The 16,202-nt window shown below is 37.5% G+C and carries 14 protein-coding genes, 2 rRNA genes and 1 riboswitch (1 of these 17 running past the window's edge); of the genes, 8 read left to right on the top strand and 8 right to left on the bottom strand.

The window, feature by feature from the left end; all coding sequences use genetic code 11:
• Positions 1 to 101 precede the first annotated feature (101 nt).
• The 3 genes from MVE64_RS08040 to MVE64_RS08030 are packed head-to-tail and all read left to right on the top strand — an operon-like array spanning position 102 to position 4,547.
• Positions 102 to 1,829, top strand: coding sequence for an ABC transporter ATP-binding protein (locus tag MVE64_RS08040; RefSeq protein ID WP_247345334.1), 1,728 nt, complete (start codon positions 102 to 104; stop codon positions 1,827 to 1,829).
• Positions 1,826 to 3,670: an ABC transporter ATP-binding protein gene (locus tag MVE64_RS08035; protein ID WP_379052878.1), complete on the top strand. Its 1,845-nt coding sequence runs from the start codon at positions 1,826 to 1,828 to the stop codon at positions 3,668 to 3,670. Before MVE64_RS08040 ends, MVE64_RS08035 begins: the two co-directional genes overlap by 4 nt.
• Before the next feature lie 43 nt (positions 3,671 to 3,713).
• Positions 3,714 to 4,547 carry an SMP-30/gluconolactonase/LRE family protein gene (locus MVE64_RS08030; protein WP_247345331.1) on the top strand — a complete coding sequence of 278 codons (834 nt, stop codon included), beginning with the start codon at positions 3,714 to 3,716 and terminating at the stop codon, positions 4,545 to 4,547.
• A gap of 151 nt (positions 4,548 to 4,698) precedes the next feature.
• Here MVE64_RS08030 and MVE64_RS08025 read toward each other — a convergent pair whose 3' ends face one another.
• Positions 4,699 to 6,111 carry a protoporphyrinogen oxidase gene (locus MVE64_RS08025; RefSeq protein WP_247345328.1) on the bottom strand — a complete coding sequence of 471 codons (1,413 nt, stop codon included), beginning with the start codon at positions 6,109 to 6,111 and terminating at the stop codon, positions 4,699 to 4,701.
• Positions 6,112 to 6,331: 220 nt separating this feature from the next.
• Between MVE64_RS08025 and MVE64_RS08020 the strand changes: the two genes are divergently transcribed.
• Entirely contained in the window at positions 6,332 to 7,069 is a 738-nt protein-coding gene (locus MVE64_RS08020; RefSeq protein WP_247345326.1) for a hypothetical protein, read from the top strand.
• Positions 7,070 to 7,104: 35 nt separating this feature from the next.
• On the opposite strand, the gene MVE64_RS08015 is transcribed toward MVE64_RS08020, so the two are convergent.
• From MVE64_RS08015 to MVE64_RS08005, 3 genes are read right to left on the bottom strand one after another with little or no spacing between them, the layout of a single operon-like run.
• A complete protein-coding gene (locus MVE64_RS08015; RefSeq protein ID WP_247345323.1) occupies positions 7,105 to 7,644 on the bottom strand; it encodes a hypothetical protein in 540 nt (179 codons plus the stop codon).
• A 56-nt stretch (positions 7,645 to 7,700) separates the two neighbouring features.
• Positions 7,701 to 8,426: a GDSL-type esterase/lipase family protein gene (locus MVE64_RS08010; protein ID WP_247345320.1), complete on the bottom strand. Its 726-nt coding sequence runs from the start codon at positions 8,424 to 8,426 to the stop codon at positions 7,701 to 7,703.
• Positions 8,427 to 8,446: 20 nt separating this feature from the next.
• Positions 8,447 to 8,947, bottom strand: a complete 501-nt coding sequence (locus MVE64_RS08005) for a DinB family protein (protein WP_247345317.1) — start codon at positions 8,945 to 8,947, stop codon at positions 8,447 to 8,449.
• 174 nt (positions 8,948 to 9,121) lie between these two features.
• Between MVE64_RS08005 and MVE64_RS08000 the strand changes: the two genes are divergently transcribed.
• Positions 9,122 to 10,030 carry a DMT family transporter gene (locus MVE64_RS08000; RefSeq protein ID WP_247345315.1) on the top strand — a complete coding sequence of 303 codons (909 nt, stop codon included), beginning with the start codon at positions 9,122 to 9,124 and terminating at the stop codon, positions 10,028 to 10,030.
• Here MVE64_RS08000 and MVE64_RS07995 read toward each other — a convergent pair.
• The 4 genes from MVE64_RS07995 to thiT form a co-directional block, all read right to left on the bottom strand.
• Positions 10,027 to 10,515 carry a peptidase MA family metallohydrolase gene (locus MVE64_RS07995; RefSeq protein WP_425594006.1) on the bottom strand — a complete coding sequence of 163 codons (489 nt, stop codon included), beginning with the start codon at positions 10,513 to 10,515 and terminating at the stop codon, positions 10,027 to 10,029. The two genes, MVE64_RS08000 and MVE64_RS07995, sit on opposite strands and share 4 nt — an antisense overlap.
• Positions 10,516 to 10,543: 28 nt before the next feature.
• A complete protein-coding gene (locus MVE64_RS07990) occupies positions 10,544 to 10,858 on the bottom strand; it encodes a hypothetical protein (protein ID WP_247345309.1) in 315 nt (104 codons plus the stop codon).
• A 438-nt stretch (positions 10,859 to 11,296) separates the two neighbouring features.
• Complete coding sequence (locus tag MVE64_RS07985) at positions 11,297 to 11,485, bottom strand: hypothetical protein (protein ID WP_247345306.1); 189 nt, start codon at positions 11,483 to 11,485, stop codon at positions 11,297 to 11,299.
• 212 nt (positions 11,486 to 11,697) lie between these two features.
• Positions 11,698 to 12,270, bottom strand: a complete 573-nt coding sequence (gene thiT / locus MVE64_RS07980; protein WP_247345304.1) for an energy-coupled thiamine transporter ThiT — start codon at positions 12,268 to 12,270, stop codon at positions 11,698 to 11,700.
• Positions 12,271 to 12,372: 102 nt separating this feature from the next.
• Positions 12,373 to 12,475: riboswitch (TPP riboswitch) on the bottom strand.
• 142 nt (positions 12,476 to 12,617) lie between these two features.
• Here thiT and MVE64_RS07975 point away from each other — a divergent pair.
• The 3 genes from MVE64_RS07975 to MVE64_RS07965 all read left to right on the top strand — a co-directional run.
• Positions 12,618 to 13,247 (top strand): hypothetical protein, encoded by a 630-nt coding sequence (locus MVE64_RS07975; RefSeq protein WP_098798972.1) that lies wholly within the window; start codon positions 12,618 to 12,620, stop codon positions 13,245 to 13,247.
• A 281-nt stretch (positions 13,248 to 13,528) separates the two neighbouring features.
• Positions 13,529 to 15,080 (top strand): 16S ribosomal RNA (locus MVE64_RS07970).
• Between the two features lie 367 nt (positions 15,081 to 15,447).
• Positions 15,448 to 16,202 (top strand): 23S ribosomal RNA (locus tag MVE64_RS07965) (it continues 2,177 nt past the right edge of the window).
• The 16S and 23S rRNA genes sit together here, the layout of an rRNA operon.

Raw genomic sequence — 16,202 nt, 5'->3', positions numbered from 1 at the left:
CTAGAATAAAGTGGCAAAGTTTATATCTAAACGTTTCATTAAGTTAACTATAATCGCTATAATAGTATGAAGAGTAAAATAAATTGAAATGAGGTGACGAGATGATTGAAATGCTAAAATACCTCAAACCTTATCGAGTGAAGTTGACTTTTGTTATTTTGTTTTCAATGGCTGCGATATTATTTGAGTTATATTTGCCAACCTTAATGGCTGAAATAGTGGACGTTGGGATTGTTAATCGTGATGTTCCGTTTATCCTGCAAACAGGTGCTTTGATGCTTGGATGTTCACTGATGGCTATTTTATTAATGGTTGGAGTAAGTTACTTTGCTTCTAAAGTATCGCTGGGTTTTGGAAGGGATATGCGTAGAACGATGTTTGTACATACAGAGCATTTTTCACTAGATGAATATGAAAAGTTTGGCTCAGCTTCCTTAATTACTAGAACGACAAATGATGTAAAGGTTGTCCAAGATGTTATTAATATGATGCAGAGAATGATGACCAGAGCACCGTTAATGTTGATTGGTGGAGTTATTCTTGCCGTGTCCCGGGATAAGTATTTGTCACTCGTTTTTCTAGCTGCTCTACCAGTTTTAGCTTTGATTATTTTTCTTGTGGCAAGAAAGGCAATTCCGTTGTTTTCAGCTTTACAGAATAAAACAGATCGACTAACTCTTATTTTAAGGGAGGCTTTAACAGGGGTAAGAGTTGTTAGAGCATTTAATAGAGGAGATCATGAGAGAAAACGCTTTAATGCAGCAAATGAAGATTTTCAAGATACAGGAATAAAAGTTGGCAAGTTAATGGCTTTTATGTTTCCGATCATGTTAATTATTATGAATTTTACCAATATCGCCATCGTTTGGTTTGGGGCTATTCGGATCGATAACGGAGATATGCAAGTTGGTAATCTATTAGCATTCATTCAATACGCCGCGATGATCTTAATGTCATTAATTATGCTTTCCATGGCTTTTATTATGATTCCTCGTGCTCAAGTATCAGCTAAACGTTTAACAGAGGTATTATCAACTAAACCAACAATAAAAGATCCTGAAAGAGAAGATAAAAGCTTTCCAACCAAAGGAATCATTGAATTTAAAGATGTAACATTTCGCTATGAAGGAGCGGAAAGACCAGTACTTGAAGGGATCACTTTTACAGCAAAACCTGGTGAAACAACTGCAATTATCGGAAGTACAGGTGCAGGTAAAACAACGTTGCTGCAGCTAATTCCTCGTTTTTATGATGTGGAAAGCGGAGAAATTCTCATTGATGGACAAAATATACAATCCTTCAAGCAAAGCACACTTCGCAAACAGATTGGCTATGTTCCACAAAAAGCTACGCTGTTTAGTGGGACGATTGCGGAAAACTTATCGTTTGGTAAAGAAGATGCATCAGAAGAGGAGATGTATGCTGCTTTAAGAACCGCTCAAGCAATTGATTTTGTTGAAAAAAGAGATCAAGGGATACATAGTAAGTTAGAACAAGCAGGTGTAAATCTCTCTGGAGGACAAAAACAGCGATTATCTATTGCTAGGTCACTAGTGAGAAAGCCTAAAATTTATTTATTTGATGACAGCTTTTCGGCATTGGATTATAAAACAGATCGTTTGCTTCGACATGAATTAAAGAAAGAAACAGGAGATGCAACAATGATAATTGTGGCTCAACGTGTTAACACGGTAAAAGATGCTGAAAAAATCATTGTTCTAAATGATGGGAAGATTGTCGGAGTTGGCACTCATCAAAAGTTATTACAAGAAAATAAAGTTTATCAAGAAATCGTAGCTTCTCAAGAGGATGGGGAGGTGAGTGCATGAGTGACAATAAGCGACGTGGCGGACCTCCTGTAGGTGGAGGTATGAGACACGGCCCCGGAATGGTTGTCGAAAAACCAAAGGATTTCAAAAAAACGTTTAAAAGACTCGTAGGTTATTTAAAGCCTTGGAAAAATCGAATGATTCTTGTTGCGATCGCGGCTATTTTTTCTACTTTGTTTAATGTAATTAGTCCGAAATTATTGGGAGATGCAACTTCTTCTATTTTTGATAGTTTTACTTCCGGTTCTTCTGTGGACTTTGCTTTTATTTCAAGGATTTTATTACTTTTAATTGGTTTATATCTTTTATCATCACTTTTCTCTTATGCACAACAATATATTATGGCTTCTGTTTCACAGCGAACGGTTGCTCAGCTTCGAAGGGAAGTAAATGAGAAATTATCACGGTTGCCTCTTAAGTATTTTGACAAGCACTCTCATGGTGATTTGTTAAGTAGAGCGGTAAATGATATTGATAACATTAATACATCCCTACAACAGGCACTAACACAAGTAATCAACTCTTTTATCTCCATTATTGGGATCATTATCATGATGCTTGTTATTAGTCCTCTTCTAACATTAGTTGTAGTAGTTACCATTCCACTTAGTTTAACGGTTGCGCGTTTTGTGACGAAGTTTTCACAAAAACACTTTGTTAAGCAGCAGGAAGAGCTTGGAAACATCAACGGTCATATTGAAGAAATGTTTACCGGACATCAGGTGGTAAAGGCATTTGGTCATGAAAATAAGTCAATTGCAACCTTTGATTCAATCAATGATCGGCTATATGAATCAAGCTGGAGAGCTCAGTTTATTTCTGGATTAATGATGCCGTTAATGAGTTTTGTTGGGAATATAGGATTTATAATTGTAGCCATTTCAGGTGGCTTGCTTGTTATTAATGGAAGTATTCGTGTTGGAGATGTACAAGCTTTTATTCAATATACACAGCAAATTTCTCAACCATTAGCTCAGGCTGCGGGAATTGCTAATATGATTCAAGTTGCCATAGCTTCAGCAGAACGAGTGTTTCAACTTTTGGACGAAGAAGAGGAAAAACAGGAAGAGGATGCTGCCCTTAAAGTATCCGAGCTTAAAGGACATGTTATCTTTGATGCCGTACGTTTCGGGTATGAGAAAAATCAGCCAATTATTAATGATGTAAGTCTTGAGGTACAAGAAGGTCAAACTGTTGCCATCGTAGGTCCCACTGGTGCAGGCAAAACGACAATTGTCAATCTTTTAATGAGATTTTATGAATTGGATGGAGGGTCTATTAAAATTGACGGTGTTAGTTTGACTGATATGAGTAAGGAGCAGGTTCGAAGTTTATTTGCAATGGTGCTGCAGGACACCTGGTTATTTAGTGGAACCATTCGGGAAAATATTGCTTACGGAAATGAACATGCCGCAAATGAAGAGATTGAGGAAGCTGCAAGAAATGCCTATGCTGATGATTTTATCCGAACATTACCTGACGGCTATGAAACGCTGTTAGGAGAAGACGCTACAAATTTATCACAAGGACAACGACAGCTACTCACAATAGCACGAGCCATTTTAGCAAAACCAAAGATTCTTTTACTTGATGAAGCAACGAGCAGTGTTGATACAAGGACAGAAATGAAAATTCAGCAGGCGATGACAAAACTTTTGGAAGGAAGAACAAGCTTTGTGATTGCACATCGGTTATCTACCATCCGTGATGCCGATCTTATTCTCGTCATGAATCAAGGAGATATTATAGAAAAAGGAACACATGAGGAGCTTCTTGAAAAAGGAGGTTTTTATGCTGATTTACATCAGAGTCAGTTTACTGAAAATGAATCAGCTTCATAAAAGATAGGCCATGAAATAGGTAATGGGAGAGGGAGGAAGAAAAGTGAGTTATATTGTTGATTTAGTAGTGGATCAAAAGGCTGCTCTAGGGGAAGGACCTCATTGGAATGGAGAAGAGCATGTATTATATTGGGTTGATATTATGGAGAAAAGACTTCATCGTTATGATCCTATAACGAAAGAAAATAAGACATTTACATTTCATCAGTATGTAGGAGCAGCGGTACCCGCGCAGCCAGGAAAAATACTTTTAGCCATGCATGATGGAATTTATCGTTTTGATATAAAGACTGAGGAACTACTATTAGTTGCAAACCCAGAAGAAAATCAACCTAATATACGATTTAATGATGGTAAATGTGACAGCTCCGGTCGCTTCTTCATAGGAACAATGGCTTTAAATATCGAGACAGGAAAAGGGTCATTGTATCGTTTGGATCCGTCTGGACAAATTCATAAAATTCTTTCTTCAGTAACAATATCGAATGGTTTAGCATGGAGTCCTGATGAAAAGTTTATGTATTATATTGATACTCCTACTGGGGAAGTGGCGGTTTTCTCTTATGATAAACTAACTGGGAATATTAGTAGTAAGAAGACATCTGTTGTTATTCCGAATGAAATGGGTTCACCAGATGGTATGACAATTGATTCAGACGGGATGATTTGGTTAGCACATTGGGATGGTTCTAGAGTTACACAATGGAATCCTTTTACAGGAAAACAGTTAGATGAAATTGTAGTTCCTGTTAAACATGTTACTTCGTGCACATTTGGTGGGGAACATTTAGATGAACTGTATATCACAACAGCTCGACAAGGATTAAGTGAAGAAGAGCTGGAGAAATATCCATTGTCTGGAGGCTTTTTAAAGTAAAAACAAAAGCAAAGGGCATGAAGGGATATGGCTACAAAGGATAATTCATTTTGATGTATTGGCTCATGGTGTGGACTAAGTAATTGAGGAGCTAAGAGTATAAAAACGCAAAAGCAGGGGAGTTTACCCTGCTTTTCATCGTTTATAAAATTTATAACGAGGCACTTGCGCTATTGTTCTTAAGTTGATGAACAATCTTCTCAGCGGTTTCTTTTCCATTTTTGATACAGGCACCAATACCAACTCCAAAATAAGAGGCACCAGCTATAAATACATTTGGTGTATGTTCCGCTAATTTCTCTCCAAGTGAAGTGATTGCCTGGTTATGTTCAAGGTGATAATTTGGCATAAGCTCATTCCAGTTAGTCACTTCGACAACTTCTGGTTTTGCCGTTATGTTAAGACTTTTTTGAATATCTCCCAAGGCAGTCTCAATTATTTCTTCTCTACTCAATTTTTTTATTTTTTCATAAGCAGAATTAGAGCTTTTATAGAAAAGACGAACAAGTAATCTTTGTTTTTCTGAAGTATGAGCCCATTTTCTACTCGTCCAAGTACATGCATCACAAAGTAAATCACTATTTTCTGTTACGATAAAGCCAGTACCGTTTGCGGGAAGCTGTTGATCAGGAACATCAAATCCAAGATAAACACTGATGAGTGATGAGTTTTTCAATTTAATAAATTCCTGGTCAAGCTCTTTAATCGTTAATAATTTCTGTGCTGCATCATGCGGAGTAGCTAAAACAACATAGTCAGCCTTAATTGGAGTATGCTGGTCAAAAGATATTTCATATCCATCTTGTACCTGTTTAATCGTTTCTGTTTTTATGCCTTTTAAAATGGAAGTATCTGATAACTGATCCTCAAGTTGATCAATGATTGTAGATAGTCCACCTTTAAATGATAGGAATTTTTTATTATTTGCTGAAAGGAATTTTTCTTTATTTTTGGACATTCCTCGTATAATACTGCCGTATTGATTTTTATATTCTAATAGATATGGAAGAGTTGAAGCCATTGTGAGTTCATCTAGTTTTCCGGAATAAACACCTGAAAGAACAGGGGAAATTTGATCTTCAACTAATTCTTTGCCCAAAAAAGCTTCTAAGAAAGCTCCAATAGAACTATCACTAGTAAATGTCTCGTTTTTCTTCACAAAATCTTTTAAAGCCATTATTTTACCCTTTGGTGAGATTAATGTGCTGTTAAATAATGACCCAATACTTGTTGGAATCCCGAAAACAGAGTCTGCTGGTATTGGCTTTAATGTGTTTTTAGAATAAATATACGAAATACCTGTTTCGTTATAAACTACCTTATCTTCTAGTTGTAAATCATGTATAAGAGGTATTACTCCTTCATTTCTTGCAACAATAGAGTCAGCACCTGTTTCCATAATAAAATCCTCGTTTTTAACAGATTTTATCTTTCCTCCTAAGTACTTGTTTTGTTCTACAAGGATACAATTTATATTTAAATTTTGTTCTTTCTTAAGCTTTTGTAAATAAAACATGGCGGTAAGACCTGTTATTCCACCACCTATGACAACAACTGTTTTCATCGATCATTCACTCCTGACTATATATAAGCGCAAATGTATATAAAATGTTCTAATCTTTATCATTATATATGTTATTACCTTTCGTCACATAATTCTTTCATACTCGTTCAAAAAGATGAAACATAATAGTAACAATTTATTCAAGATTTTTGGACACTCTATGAAGGAAGCGGAAAATGGTGAATACATTTTTCCAATCTATACTTAATGGAGGTAGAAAATGAAAAGAAAAATGGTTACATACGTATTAACTGGAGCACTTGCTATAGGAATAATTGGGGCAAGTCCTGCTTTAGCTGAGAAGGGACCGGGGGAAGGGCACCCTCACCACAAGATGAATCGTGATTTTTTAGAAAAAAGAGCAGAAGAATTAGGAATTGAAGCAGAAGGAAAAGAAACTGAACAATTAGCTAAAGAAGTACATGAAGCAAAAATTATCGAAAAAGCAAAAGAAATGGGAATAGAAACGGAAGGAAAAGAAGTAGAAGAAGTTGCAAAAGAATTAAGAGAAACTCACATTATGAACAAAGCAAAAGAGTTGGGAATTAAGACGGATGGAAAAGACATGGAGGATATTGCGAATGAAATTAGAGAAACGCTCATTATGAATAAAGCTAAAGAGCTGAATATTGATACAGAGGGGAAAACTTTAGATGAACTAGGCAAGGAAGTTTTTGAGGTTGGCATAAAGAATGAAGCAAAAAAATTAGGGATTGAAACAGAAGGTAAGGATATGAAGCAGCTTGCAAGAGAGGTTATTGATAAGAAAACGTTACAAACTGCGGAGAAGCTAGGAATTGATGCAAAAGATAAAACAACTCAACAACTTATGGAGGAAATCTTTACAAATTACAAAGATGAAGCGAAAAAACAAAAGCTTTTTCCTTTTGATGAAGAAAGAGATTTTCATTTTATGAGACATAAAGAGGAACACCATAAACAGAAAGGTTCAGAGTGAAAATAAGTACCCCGTTAGTGGGGTACTTATTTCATTTATTGCTTTACCCTTGATTTTCGTAGTCTTTGATTAAATAAGACTCCGCCACCTATTCCTATGAAACAAAGGCCAGTTAGTAAAATGTTGTACATAGAAGTGGCTGTATCTGGTAGAGCATGTCCACTTTTCACCATTGTTTGCTTTGGTTTCTCCACCTTTGGAGCTTCATCTTGAGTTTCTTTTTCAGGTTGCTCTGCAGGAACTTGATCTTCATCTTCATTTGTATCACTTGGAGGTTCTTCTTCCTCTGGTTGTTCAACGTCAACTGGAGGCTCCTCATCTTCTATCGGATCTTCAACTTTAGGAGTGATATTTGAGATTTCAATTCTACTAATGCTTTCTCCTAATGCAGTTTTTACATAAATGGTATAAACACCATTCTCAGTAACAGTAAAGGAGTTGTTTTCTACGAGATTTCCCTCATTTACAAAATCAGCTGCAGTTTTTTCTCCAGAAAGCCATTTGATTTCTATAGTATGTTCAATTTTTTCAAGTGTAATGGAAACAGGTTCTGCTGTTTCTTCCTCAGTAGACAAGATTGGGTTTATCATAATTGGGTTTAATTCATTAAGCCGATTTGTTGCAAGCAGAGCTAACGCTTGTTGACCGGAAATCGTTGGATGAATATCTCCTGGTATGATGTAGTCCTGTTGCTTACCATTAAAAGCAGAATAGGCATCAAGATATTGTACACCTTGTTGAAAGCTATTGTTGAATATACCTTGCTGTTTACACTGTTCGTAATCATTTCACCTAACATATGTATACTTCCGTAGATTGGATCATTCATACCGAATGGGTTATATAACGAATATAATAAAATTGGTGCATCTGTTTGTCCTTTTATAAGAGTAATGATTTCTGTTATATTGTTGTATACTTGAGCAGTCGCAGCTGCAACCTTTTGTTGAAGCGCTTCTGGATCAACGGCTTGCTGATTCTCAATCATTTTACTTAGTTCAATTGCTTGTAATAGGTCATTTGCTCCAATACTTAATGTAACAGTTTCAGCTTGTTGGAGCTTTTGTTGGGATTCTTCCGTTTTTATGGCTTCAAGGAGCTGAGTTGAAGTCCATCCAGGATAGCTGACATTTAAAACCTCTGTATTTCCGTTACCTATTAGAAAAGGGAAGGCATTTTCCGATTGAACAGGAGGAGTCTGTGGTTGTTCCAAATTCCACCCAAATGTAATGGAGTCACCAAGAGAAACAACTGTTAATGTTTCTTCCTGTTCGGCTGCAGTTGCAGTTGTCGAGAATAATAAAGTTAATGCAGTGAAAATAACAAGAATTAGTGATTGTTTTTTATATTTATTCAATTGCTGTATCCCCCTAGTCATTAAACGCTTTCATTTGTGATAAACTGTTTTATTTCGAAAATTTGTGCTAGATGTCTTTGTTCATGATAACCAACAAATTCAATCCATTGTTTAATCGATAAAATTGGGAAAACAGGGTGTTTAAATCCTCGTGTTGTAAGGTCTTGCTCTGGAGGTATAGAATCAATAAGTTGTAGGAGTTGATTTCGAGATTGAGACAGAGCTTGTAAAATGTCGTTTTTATTTACTACAATTGCTGGAGTAATTGCTGCTGGTGCCATTATTTTTGTAGAACGATTTAATGTTAGTTCAAGTGGTTGATCTGGAAGAGGTTCTTGCTCTGGTAGGGTTAACATATACTTTATAGCTTTCGTAATCTCAACTTCAGTTTTATGTAGGTGTTCAAGTACTTGCCCAACACTCCATGTTTGCTCATTTTCTCTTTCATTGAATAAATGTTCTGGAATGCCATTAACAGTATTTAGAATTTCTTGACGTGTGGTTTCAAGTTGAATGATCATTATTTTCCCCCTTGATTAGTATTTTTTCATACAATATTAGTAGATTTGAAACTAATACTATTATACTACAAAGATTTTCCAACTCTATTATGAATTCTTCTACAAATTTCGCAACTATTCTATTACGTTTCATGGTAGAATATTGTAGGTTTTTGAATGATAGGAGGAACAACTTTGAACTCTCCGCGCTTTTTTCCTTATGCAGCTCTGGTTGTTGGTGTACTTTCTGTTTCAACTTCAGCTATTTTTGTAAAGATAACATCAGCTCCTGCTCCGGTTATTGCTTTTTATCGATTGTTTTTTGCGACGATTCTTATTGCGCCAATATTTCTAATCAAACATCGTTCAGAATTGAAGGCCTTATCAAAAGTAGATTGGTTATATTCAACGATAGCCGGTGTATTTTTAGCTTTTCATTTCATTCTTTGGTTTGAATCGTTAAACTATACATCAGTCGCTAGTTCTGTAGTTTTAGTAACTCTTCAACCGTTGTTTGCGTTTGTGGGAACATATTTGTTTTTTAAAGAAAAAGTTTCAAAGATGGCTTTGTATAGTGGAATTCTCGCTATCACTGGGAGTATGATCATTAGTTGGGGCGATTTTAAAATAAGTGGTCTTGCTTTGTTTGGGGATATTCTTTCTTTAGTAGCATGTGCAATGATTACCGCATATTTGCTCTTTGGACAGGGAATTAGAAAAAGACACTCGCTTATTTTATATACATTCATTGTATATGGAATTAGCTCATTAACTCTATTACTCTATTGTTTAATCTTACAATATCCCTTAGGTCCTTATCCGACATCAGACTGGTATAATTTTATTCTATTAGCCATTATTCCAACATTGCTCGGACACTCATTATTTAATTGGTCTTTAAAATGGGTTAGCACAAATACAATATCTGTGATGATTTTGTTCGAGCCAGTTGGTTCAATAATCCTTGCATATTTCTTTTTAGGAGAAAAAATGATTCCCTCCCAAGTAGCGGGAGGAAGTATTATTATGGTTGGGATTATGCTTTTTGTATTAGAAAAACAAATAAAAAAATACATGCGCAAAGAACTAAAGCCTGCCAGCTAATGCTGGAGGCTTTCATTTTTTGTTTGGAAGTATTGATTTTCTTCTTTAATATACTGTGATTGTAAATCTTCTATTGTAATACCAGTTGCTTTAGTAAATCCCTCATTAAAATCATTAGTTTTTGCTGTTTCTATAATGATTGATTTAAGAATTGGTTCTCCGAATTGATCAACGAGATACTTAATTGCATAATAACTTTGCAAATAAACATCATAATCTTCTAGACGATATTTTTCCCAGTCTTTATGTGTCACAAGATGGGAAAATGAGGTTTCTTGAAAAGGATAATATCGATGTGCAACGTTATACATACCAACATACTCTGCAACTCCCTCATGAAACCATAGAGGAATTCTATAGACGTAAAGTTCTTGCTCTTTAATAAAAGCTTGCAATCGATAGTGAGTATATTCGTGTAAAATGGTGCTTTGGAAATAAAATGATTGTGGCATTTGATTTGAGACGATATCTGATAAGTCCGTTATGGCAATCCCGACAATATCATTCGGATCGTCAAAGTAGCATAGTCTGAACTAAGGAGGTTTTTTCATAAAGATCTTCTATAGAAGAATGAAGAATAAGATCAATCTCGTTATCGTGGACATCACCCAAAAGATTTGTTGTAAGTTCATCAGCACGATTTAGAACATCCTCTATAATTGGGACCAGCTCTTTCTCATGTGTTTCATAATAGATCATTACATTTTTGTATGAGCTCACCATTTTATCCTTCTTCATCGCTTGATAATCTGCAATGGTTACCTTATTTGATTGAAAAGGTATTAAATAAAGCTGGTACTTCTCCTCAAGTGTTAAATTTCCTCCCAACTCACTAGATATCATGAGATTGATGGAAAAAAAGTAGATGGATAAAAAGAAAGTGCATGTTGTGATCATTATAAAAGAAACAATTCCACTCCGACCTTTTAAAAAATAAAATGAAAAAGTCCTTTTCAAAGTGATCAAACTATATACAAAGAAACAGAATAGAGTAAAAGAAGTTAGTGTCATAACTATGCTAAAAACAAGACTGACTTTTATGTGAGAAAATAAATGGAAACAAACAAAACATACAAATAGTATAATGAGAGTAAAACTGGAGTATATAAAGTTTTTACATACCAATTTAAATGTCTCCAAAGCAACCTCCTGCAAAGGTGAATTCTTATTGATATTTATGAAGCAGGATTGGTAAAAATGACGTTTGAAGGTAAGGACGTGCTTAAGAAATTTCAAAAAAACTCGCCGATTGGCGAGTTTGTAAAATTAAGATGAAATGTAGAAAATCGAACATAAGTAAGCAAAGGTAAAACCTAGAGGAATGCTAAATATTAAAGACAAGCCTTGAACAGGACCCTCTTCGTTACTAATTCGAATTGCCTCCTTATAGCCATAAGAGAAATGAAATAGTGATAGAAATAATGTTAATAATATAATTCCATAAGATACAGTCATCTCTTTGTCCTCCGATTATAAATCTATTATTTCTATTAATACATGCTGAAAGAATTGAAAATATGAATGTTTTTTCTACAAAGTAGAATTTATTCGTGCAGAGTGATAGTGTAATAAGGGGTTTCATAGAGATAATAGTATCTACTATGATGATTACTTATTATTTATGAAAAATAGAAAAACCTTGGCGAGGGGCCAAGGTTTTGTTAGAGTTATTTTCTTATTATTAATCTAGGAGAAGTTACTAATAGTAAACTAACAACAATTGCAGAAACGATCATTGTTGGAATCATATAAGAAGCATTATAAACAATAGAGTATGTTAGTACAGGAGTACCTTCAGGTGCGAACGATGCAAAAAATGCAACACCCGCAACAACATGTGCGACCATTCTTAGTAAACTTCCAAGTAGTGCCCCTAGTGTTATATAAAAAATCGCTAACTTTTTACTATTATTTTGAAAAGCGTTTTGAATCTGCTTGAAGAAGACTCCACTAAACCCAACAACAGTAAATGCTAGGTAGTAATCAAGAAACCCTTGAACAGGATGGACAATATAAGGGTTGCCAAGAACAGCTTGTAAAAGGCCTAGTAACAAACCAGTTAGAAGTCCTCCTTTTATTCCCCAACGATAAGCAATGATGAAAATTGGGATCATGCCCAGTGAAATGGAACCGCCCTGTGGTAACTTACCAATAACACTTGATAATAAATCAAGTAAAAATGCCAGTGAAGCTAACATAGCAACTTCGATTAAAAATAATAAACGTTGATTTCCTCGCAAACTAATTACCTCTCTTTTACATCAAACCAAAAGGCAACCTTATTTTAGCCTCAAAATAAAAAAGCAATGATTGGAATGATCATATAATCCAAGCATTACTTTAAACATGATCTTCCACATCCCTACACTAGTATTAACTAACAGGTTCAAAGGGTTAGAATGGTAAACATTCAATCTCAGCTTAAAGGCTCCCCTTGTGGTTTAAGTATTTATTTTAGTCATTACTATACATGATCTCTGTGCTTACTACAACTATAAATATAGAATAAATAAGAGTTTAGTCTACAGAGTAATGAAAGGTGAGAATAAAACATATAATTCATCAGAATTGTCCAAGAGGTGAATGTATGGGTATAAAAAAACTATTCAACTTTAAAAATCCAGCACTAATAAAACAAATGAAAGTAGCAAAAATAGAAAGACAATACGGTGGCATTATTCATCAATTAGAACTTGATGATTTTTGGGATAGTCTTCAAAGTTATGAAAGAGCATTTATTAGAAATTGTATAAAGTGGTCCTTTGGAGGAAGGATTCAGCCTAAGGATTTAGATCACCCTGACAGTCATGCCAAAACAAAAAGAAGTGATTGTGGTTTTTTATTAGGAAATGTTTCTTGGGCTTTTGAATCAAAGGAATATCTTCTTGCTGAAAAATTATTAATTGAAATCATTAACCGTACGAAGCGTCCTTTTATTTTGCACCGTGCCCACCAGGAATTAGTTAAAATGTATTATGCTCAAAGTGAGGAAGATGATAAAATACTATATAAATGTAAAGAACTCTGTGAATATCATATTGAGTTAGCACCTTTAATACTCACAGAAGCATTAAAGAAAGATATTACCCCCCCTGAAATTTTAGCATTTAAATTATTAAAGGATATTTTAGATAAAGAAGGTAAATTAAAAGAGCGCGAGAATATATCTTTGCTTGAAGAACAATATTATAGAGGGGCAATGAATGAAGGTGGCTGATTGTCATCTTTTTATTTTTTTAAAAGTGCTTGTGTTTATAAAATAAACGTGATATATTATTAAACGTCGCTTCTGAAGCAGACAAAAAAACAACACGAAAAAATAGGTGTTGACGAGAAGATTACTAAATGTTATATTGGTTAAGTCGCTTCTGAAACGGAGCTTGAAATGATCTTTGAAAACTAAACAAAACCAAGCGTGCTAAAGTTAATCTTACTGAGATTAACAAAAGTAAGTAATGTACTTTTATAGTACAAGTTATTATGAGCTATATCAACTCTTTATTGGAGAGTTTGATCCTGGCTCAGGACGAACGCTGGCGGCGTGCCTAATACATGCAAGTTGAGCGAACCAATGGGAGCTTGCTCCCTGAGGTTAGCGGCGGACGGGTGAGTAACACGTGGGTAACCTGCCTGTAAGATTGGGATAACTCCGGGAAACCGGAGCTAATACCGGATAACATTTTGAACCGCATGGTTCGAAATTGAAAGGCGGCTTTTAGCTGTCACTTACAGATGGACCCGCGGCGCATTAGCTAGTTGGTGAGGTAACGGCTCACCAAGGCGACGATGCGTAGCCGACCTGAGAGGGTGATCGGCCACACTGGGACTGAGACACGGCCCAGACTCCTACGGGAGGCAGCAGTAGGGAATCTTCCGCAATGGACGAAAGTCTGACGGAGCAACGCCGCGTGAACGATGAAGGCCTTCGGGTCGTAAAGTTCTGTTGTTAGGGAAGAACAAGTACCAGAGTAACTGCTGGTACCTTGACGGTACCTAACCAGAAAGCCACGGCTAACTACGTGCCAGCAGCCGCGGTAATACGTAGGTGGCAAGCGTTGTCCGGAATTATTGGGCGTAAAGCGCGCGCAGGCGGTTTCTTAAGTCTGATGTGAAAGCCCACGGCTCAACCGTGGAGGGTCATTGGAAACTGGGGAACTTGAGTGCAGAAGAGGAGAGTGGAATTCCACGTGTAGCGGTGAAATGCGTAGAGATGTGGAGGAACACCAGTGGCGAAGGCGACTCTCTGGTCTGTAACTGACGCTGAGGCGCGAAAGCGTGGGGAGCGAACAGGATTAGATACCCTGGTAGTCCACGCCGTAAACGATGAGTGCTAAGTGTTAGAGGGTTTCCGCCCTTTAGTGCTGCAGCAAACGCATTAAGCACTCCGCCTGGGGAGTACGGTCGCAAGACTGAAACTCAAAGGAATTGACGGGGGCCCGCACAAGCGGTGGAGCATGTGGTTTAATTCGAAGCAACGCGAAGAACCTTACCAGGTCTTGACATCCTTCGCTACTTCTAGAGATAGAAGGTTCCCCTTCGGGGGACGAAGTGACAGGTGGTGCATGGTTGTCGTCAGCTCGTGTCGTGAGATGTTGGGTTAAGTCCCGCAACGAGCGCAACCCTTGATCTTAGTTGCCAGCATTAAGTTGGGCACTCTAAGGTGACTGCCGGTGACAAACCGGAGGAAGGTGGGGATGACGTCAAATCATCATGCCCCTTATGACCTGGGCTACACACGTGCTACAATGGATGGTACAAAGGGGCTGCAAGACCGCGAGGTCAAGCCAATCCCATAAAACCATTCTCAGTTCGGATTGCAGGCTGCAACTCGCCTGCATGAAGCCGGAATCGCTAGTAATCGCGGATCAGCATGCCGCGGTGAATACGTTCCCGGGCCTTGTACACACCGCCCGTCACACCACGAGAGTTTGTAACACCCGAAGTCGGTGGGGTAACCGTAAGGAGCCAGCCGCCTAAGGTGGGACAGATGATTGGGGTGAAGTCGTAACAAGGTAGCCGTATCGGAAGGTGCGGCTGGATCACCTCCTTTCTAAGGAAAATGGAGCACGCTTGGTATTTTGTTTAGTTTTGAGAGATCATACTGATCTTTCTATATAAGTAAGACTCAACACATAGGAGTCTAAATGCATCATGCATTTAAATGTCCTGTGTTTTATGTTCCTTGAAAACTAGATAACGAAAACAATTCAAGTAATTCACTGAGTTTAAACGCTTAGTTTAGTGATTCTCTTAATAAATGTTAATCAAGATATTAAGTTTGATCTTATGTCTTGAGACAAAGGAGAAGCGAGAAGTTCGAGGCGACGACCTGATGAGGAGCGGAGTGTACGAGAGTACATGAGCACCGGAAGATGGGAAGTCAACGAAGAAATTCGACGCTTATCGTTTGTCGAAGAGGTTAAGTTGTTAAGGGCGCACGGTGGATGCCTTGGCACTAGGAGCCGATGAAGGACGGTACTAACACCGATATGCTTCGGGGAGCTGTAAGTAAGCTTTGATCCGGAGATTTCCGAATGGGGAAACCCACTGCTCGTAATGGAGTAGTATTTTTACCTGAATACATAGGGTATTAAAGGCAGACCCGGGGAACTGAAACATCTAAGTACCCGGAGGAAGAGAAAGCAAACGCGATTTCCTGAGTAGCGGCGAGCGAAACGGAAGAAGCCCAAACCAAGAGGCTTGCCTCTTGGGGTTGTAGGACACTCATGTACGGAGTTACAAAGGAACGGAGTAAATGAAGAGGTCTGGAAAGGCCCGTCAAAGAAGGTAACAACCCTGTAGTTGAAACTTCGTTCCCTCCAGAGTGGATCCTGAGTACGGCGGGACACGTGAAATCCCGTCGGAAGCAGGGAGGACCATCTCCCAAGGCTAAATACTCCCTAGTGACCGATAGTGAACCAGTACCGTGAGGGAAAGGTGAAAAGCACCCCGGAAGGGGAGTGAAAGAGATCCTGAAACCGTGTGCCTACAAGTAGTCAAAGCCCGTTAATGGGTAATGGCGTGCCTTTTGTAGAATGAACCGGCGAGTTACGATCCCGTGCAAGGTTAAGTTGATAAGACGGAGCCGCAGCGAAAGCGAGTCTGAATAGGGCGTGCATAGTACGTGGTCGTAGACCCGAAACCAGGTGATCTACCCATGTCCAGGGTGAAG

The organism is Metabacillus endolithicus, from assembly GCF_023078335.1.
Lineage (GTDB): Bacteria > Bacillota > Bacilli > Bacillales > Bacillaceae > Metabacillus > Metabacillus endolithicus.
This window is presented reverse-complemented; position numbering and strand designations above follow the sequence as displayed.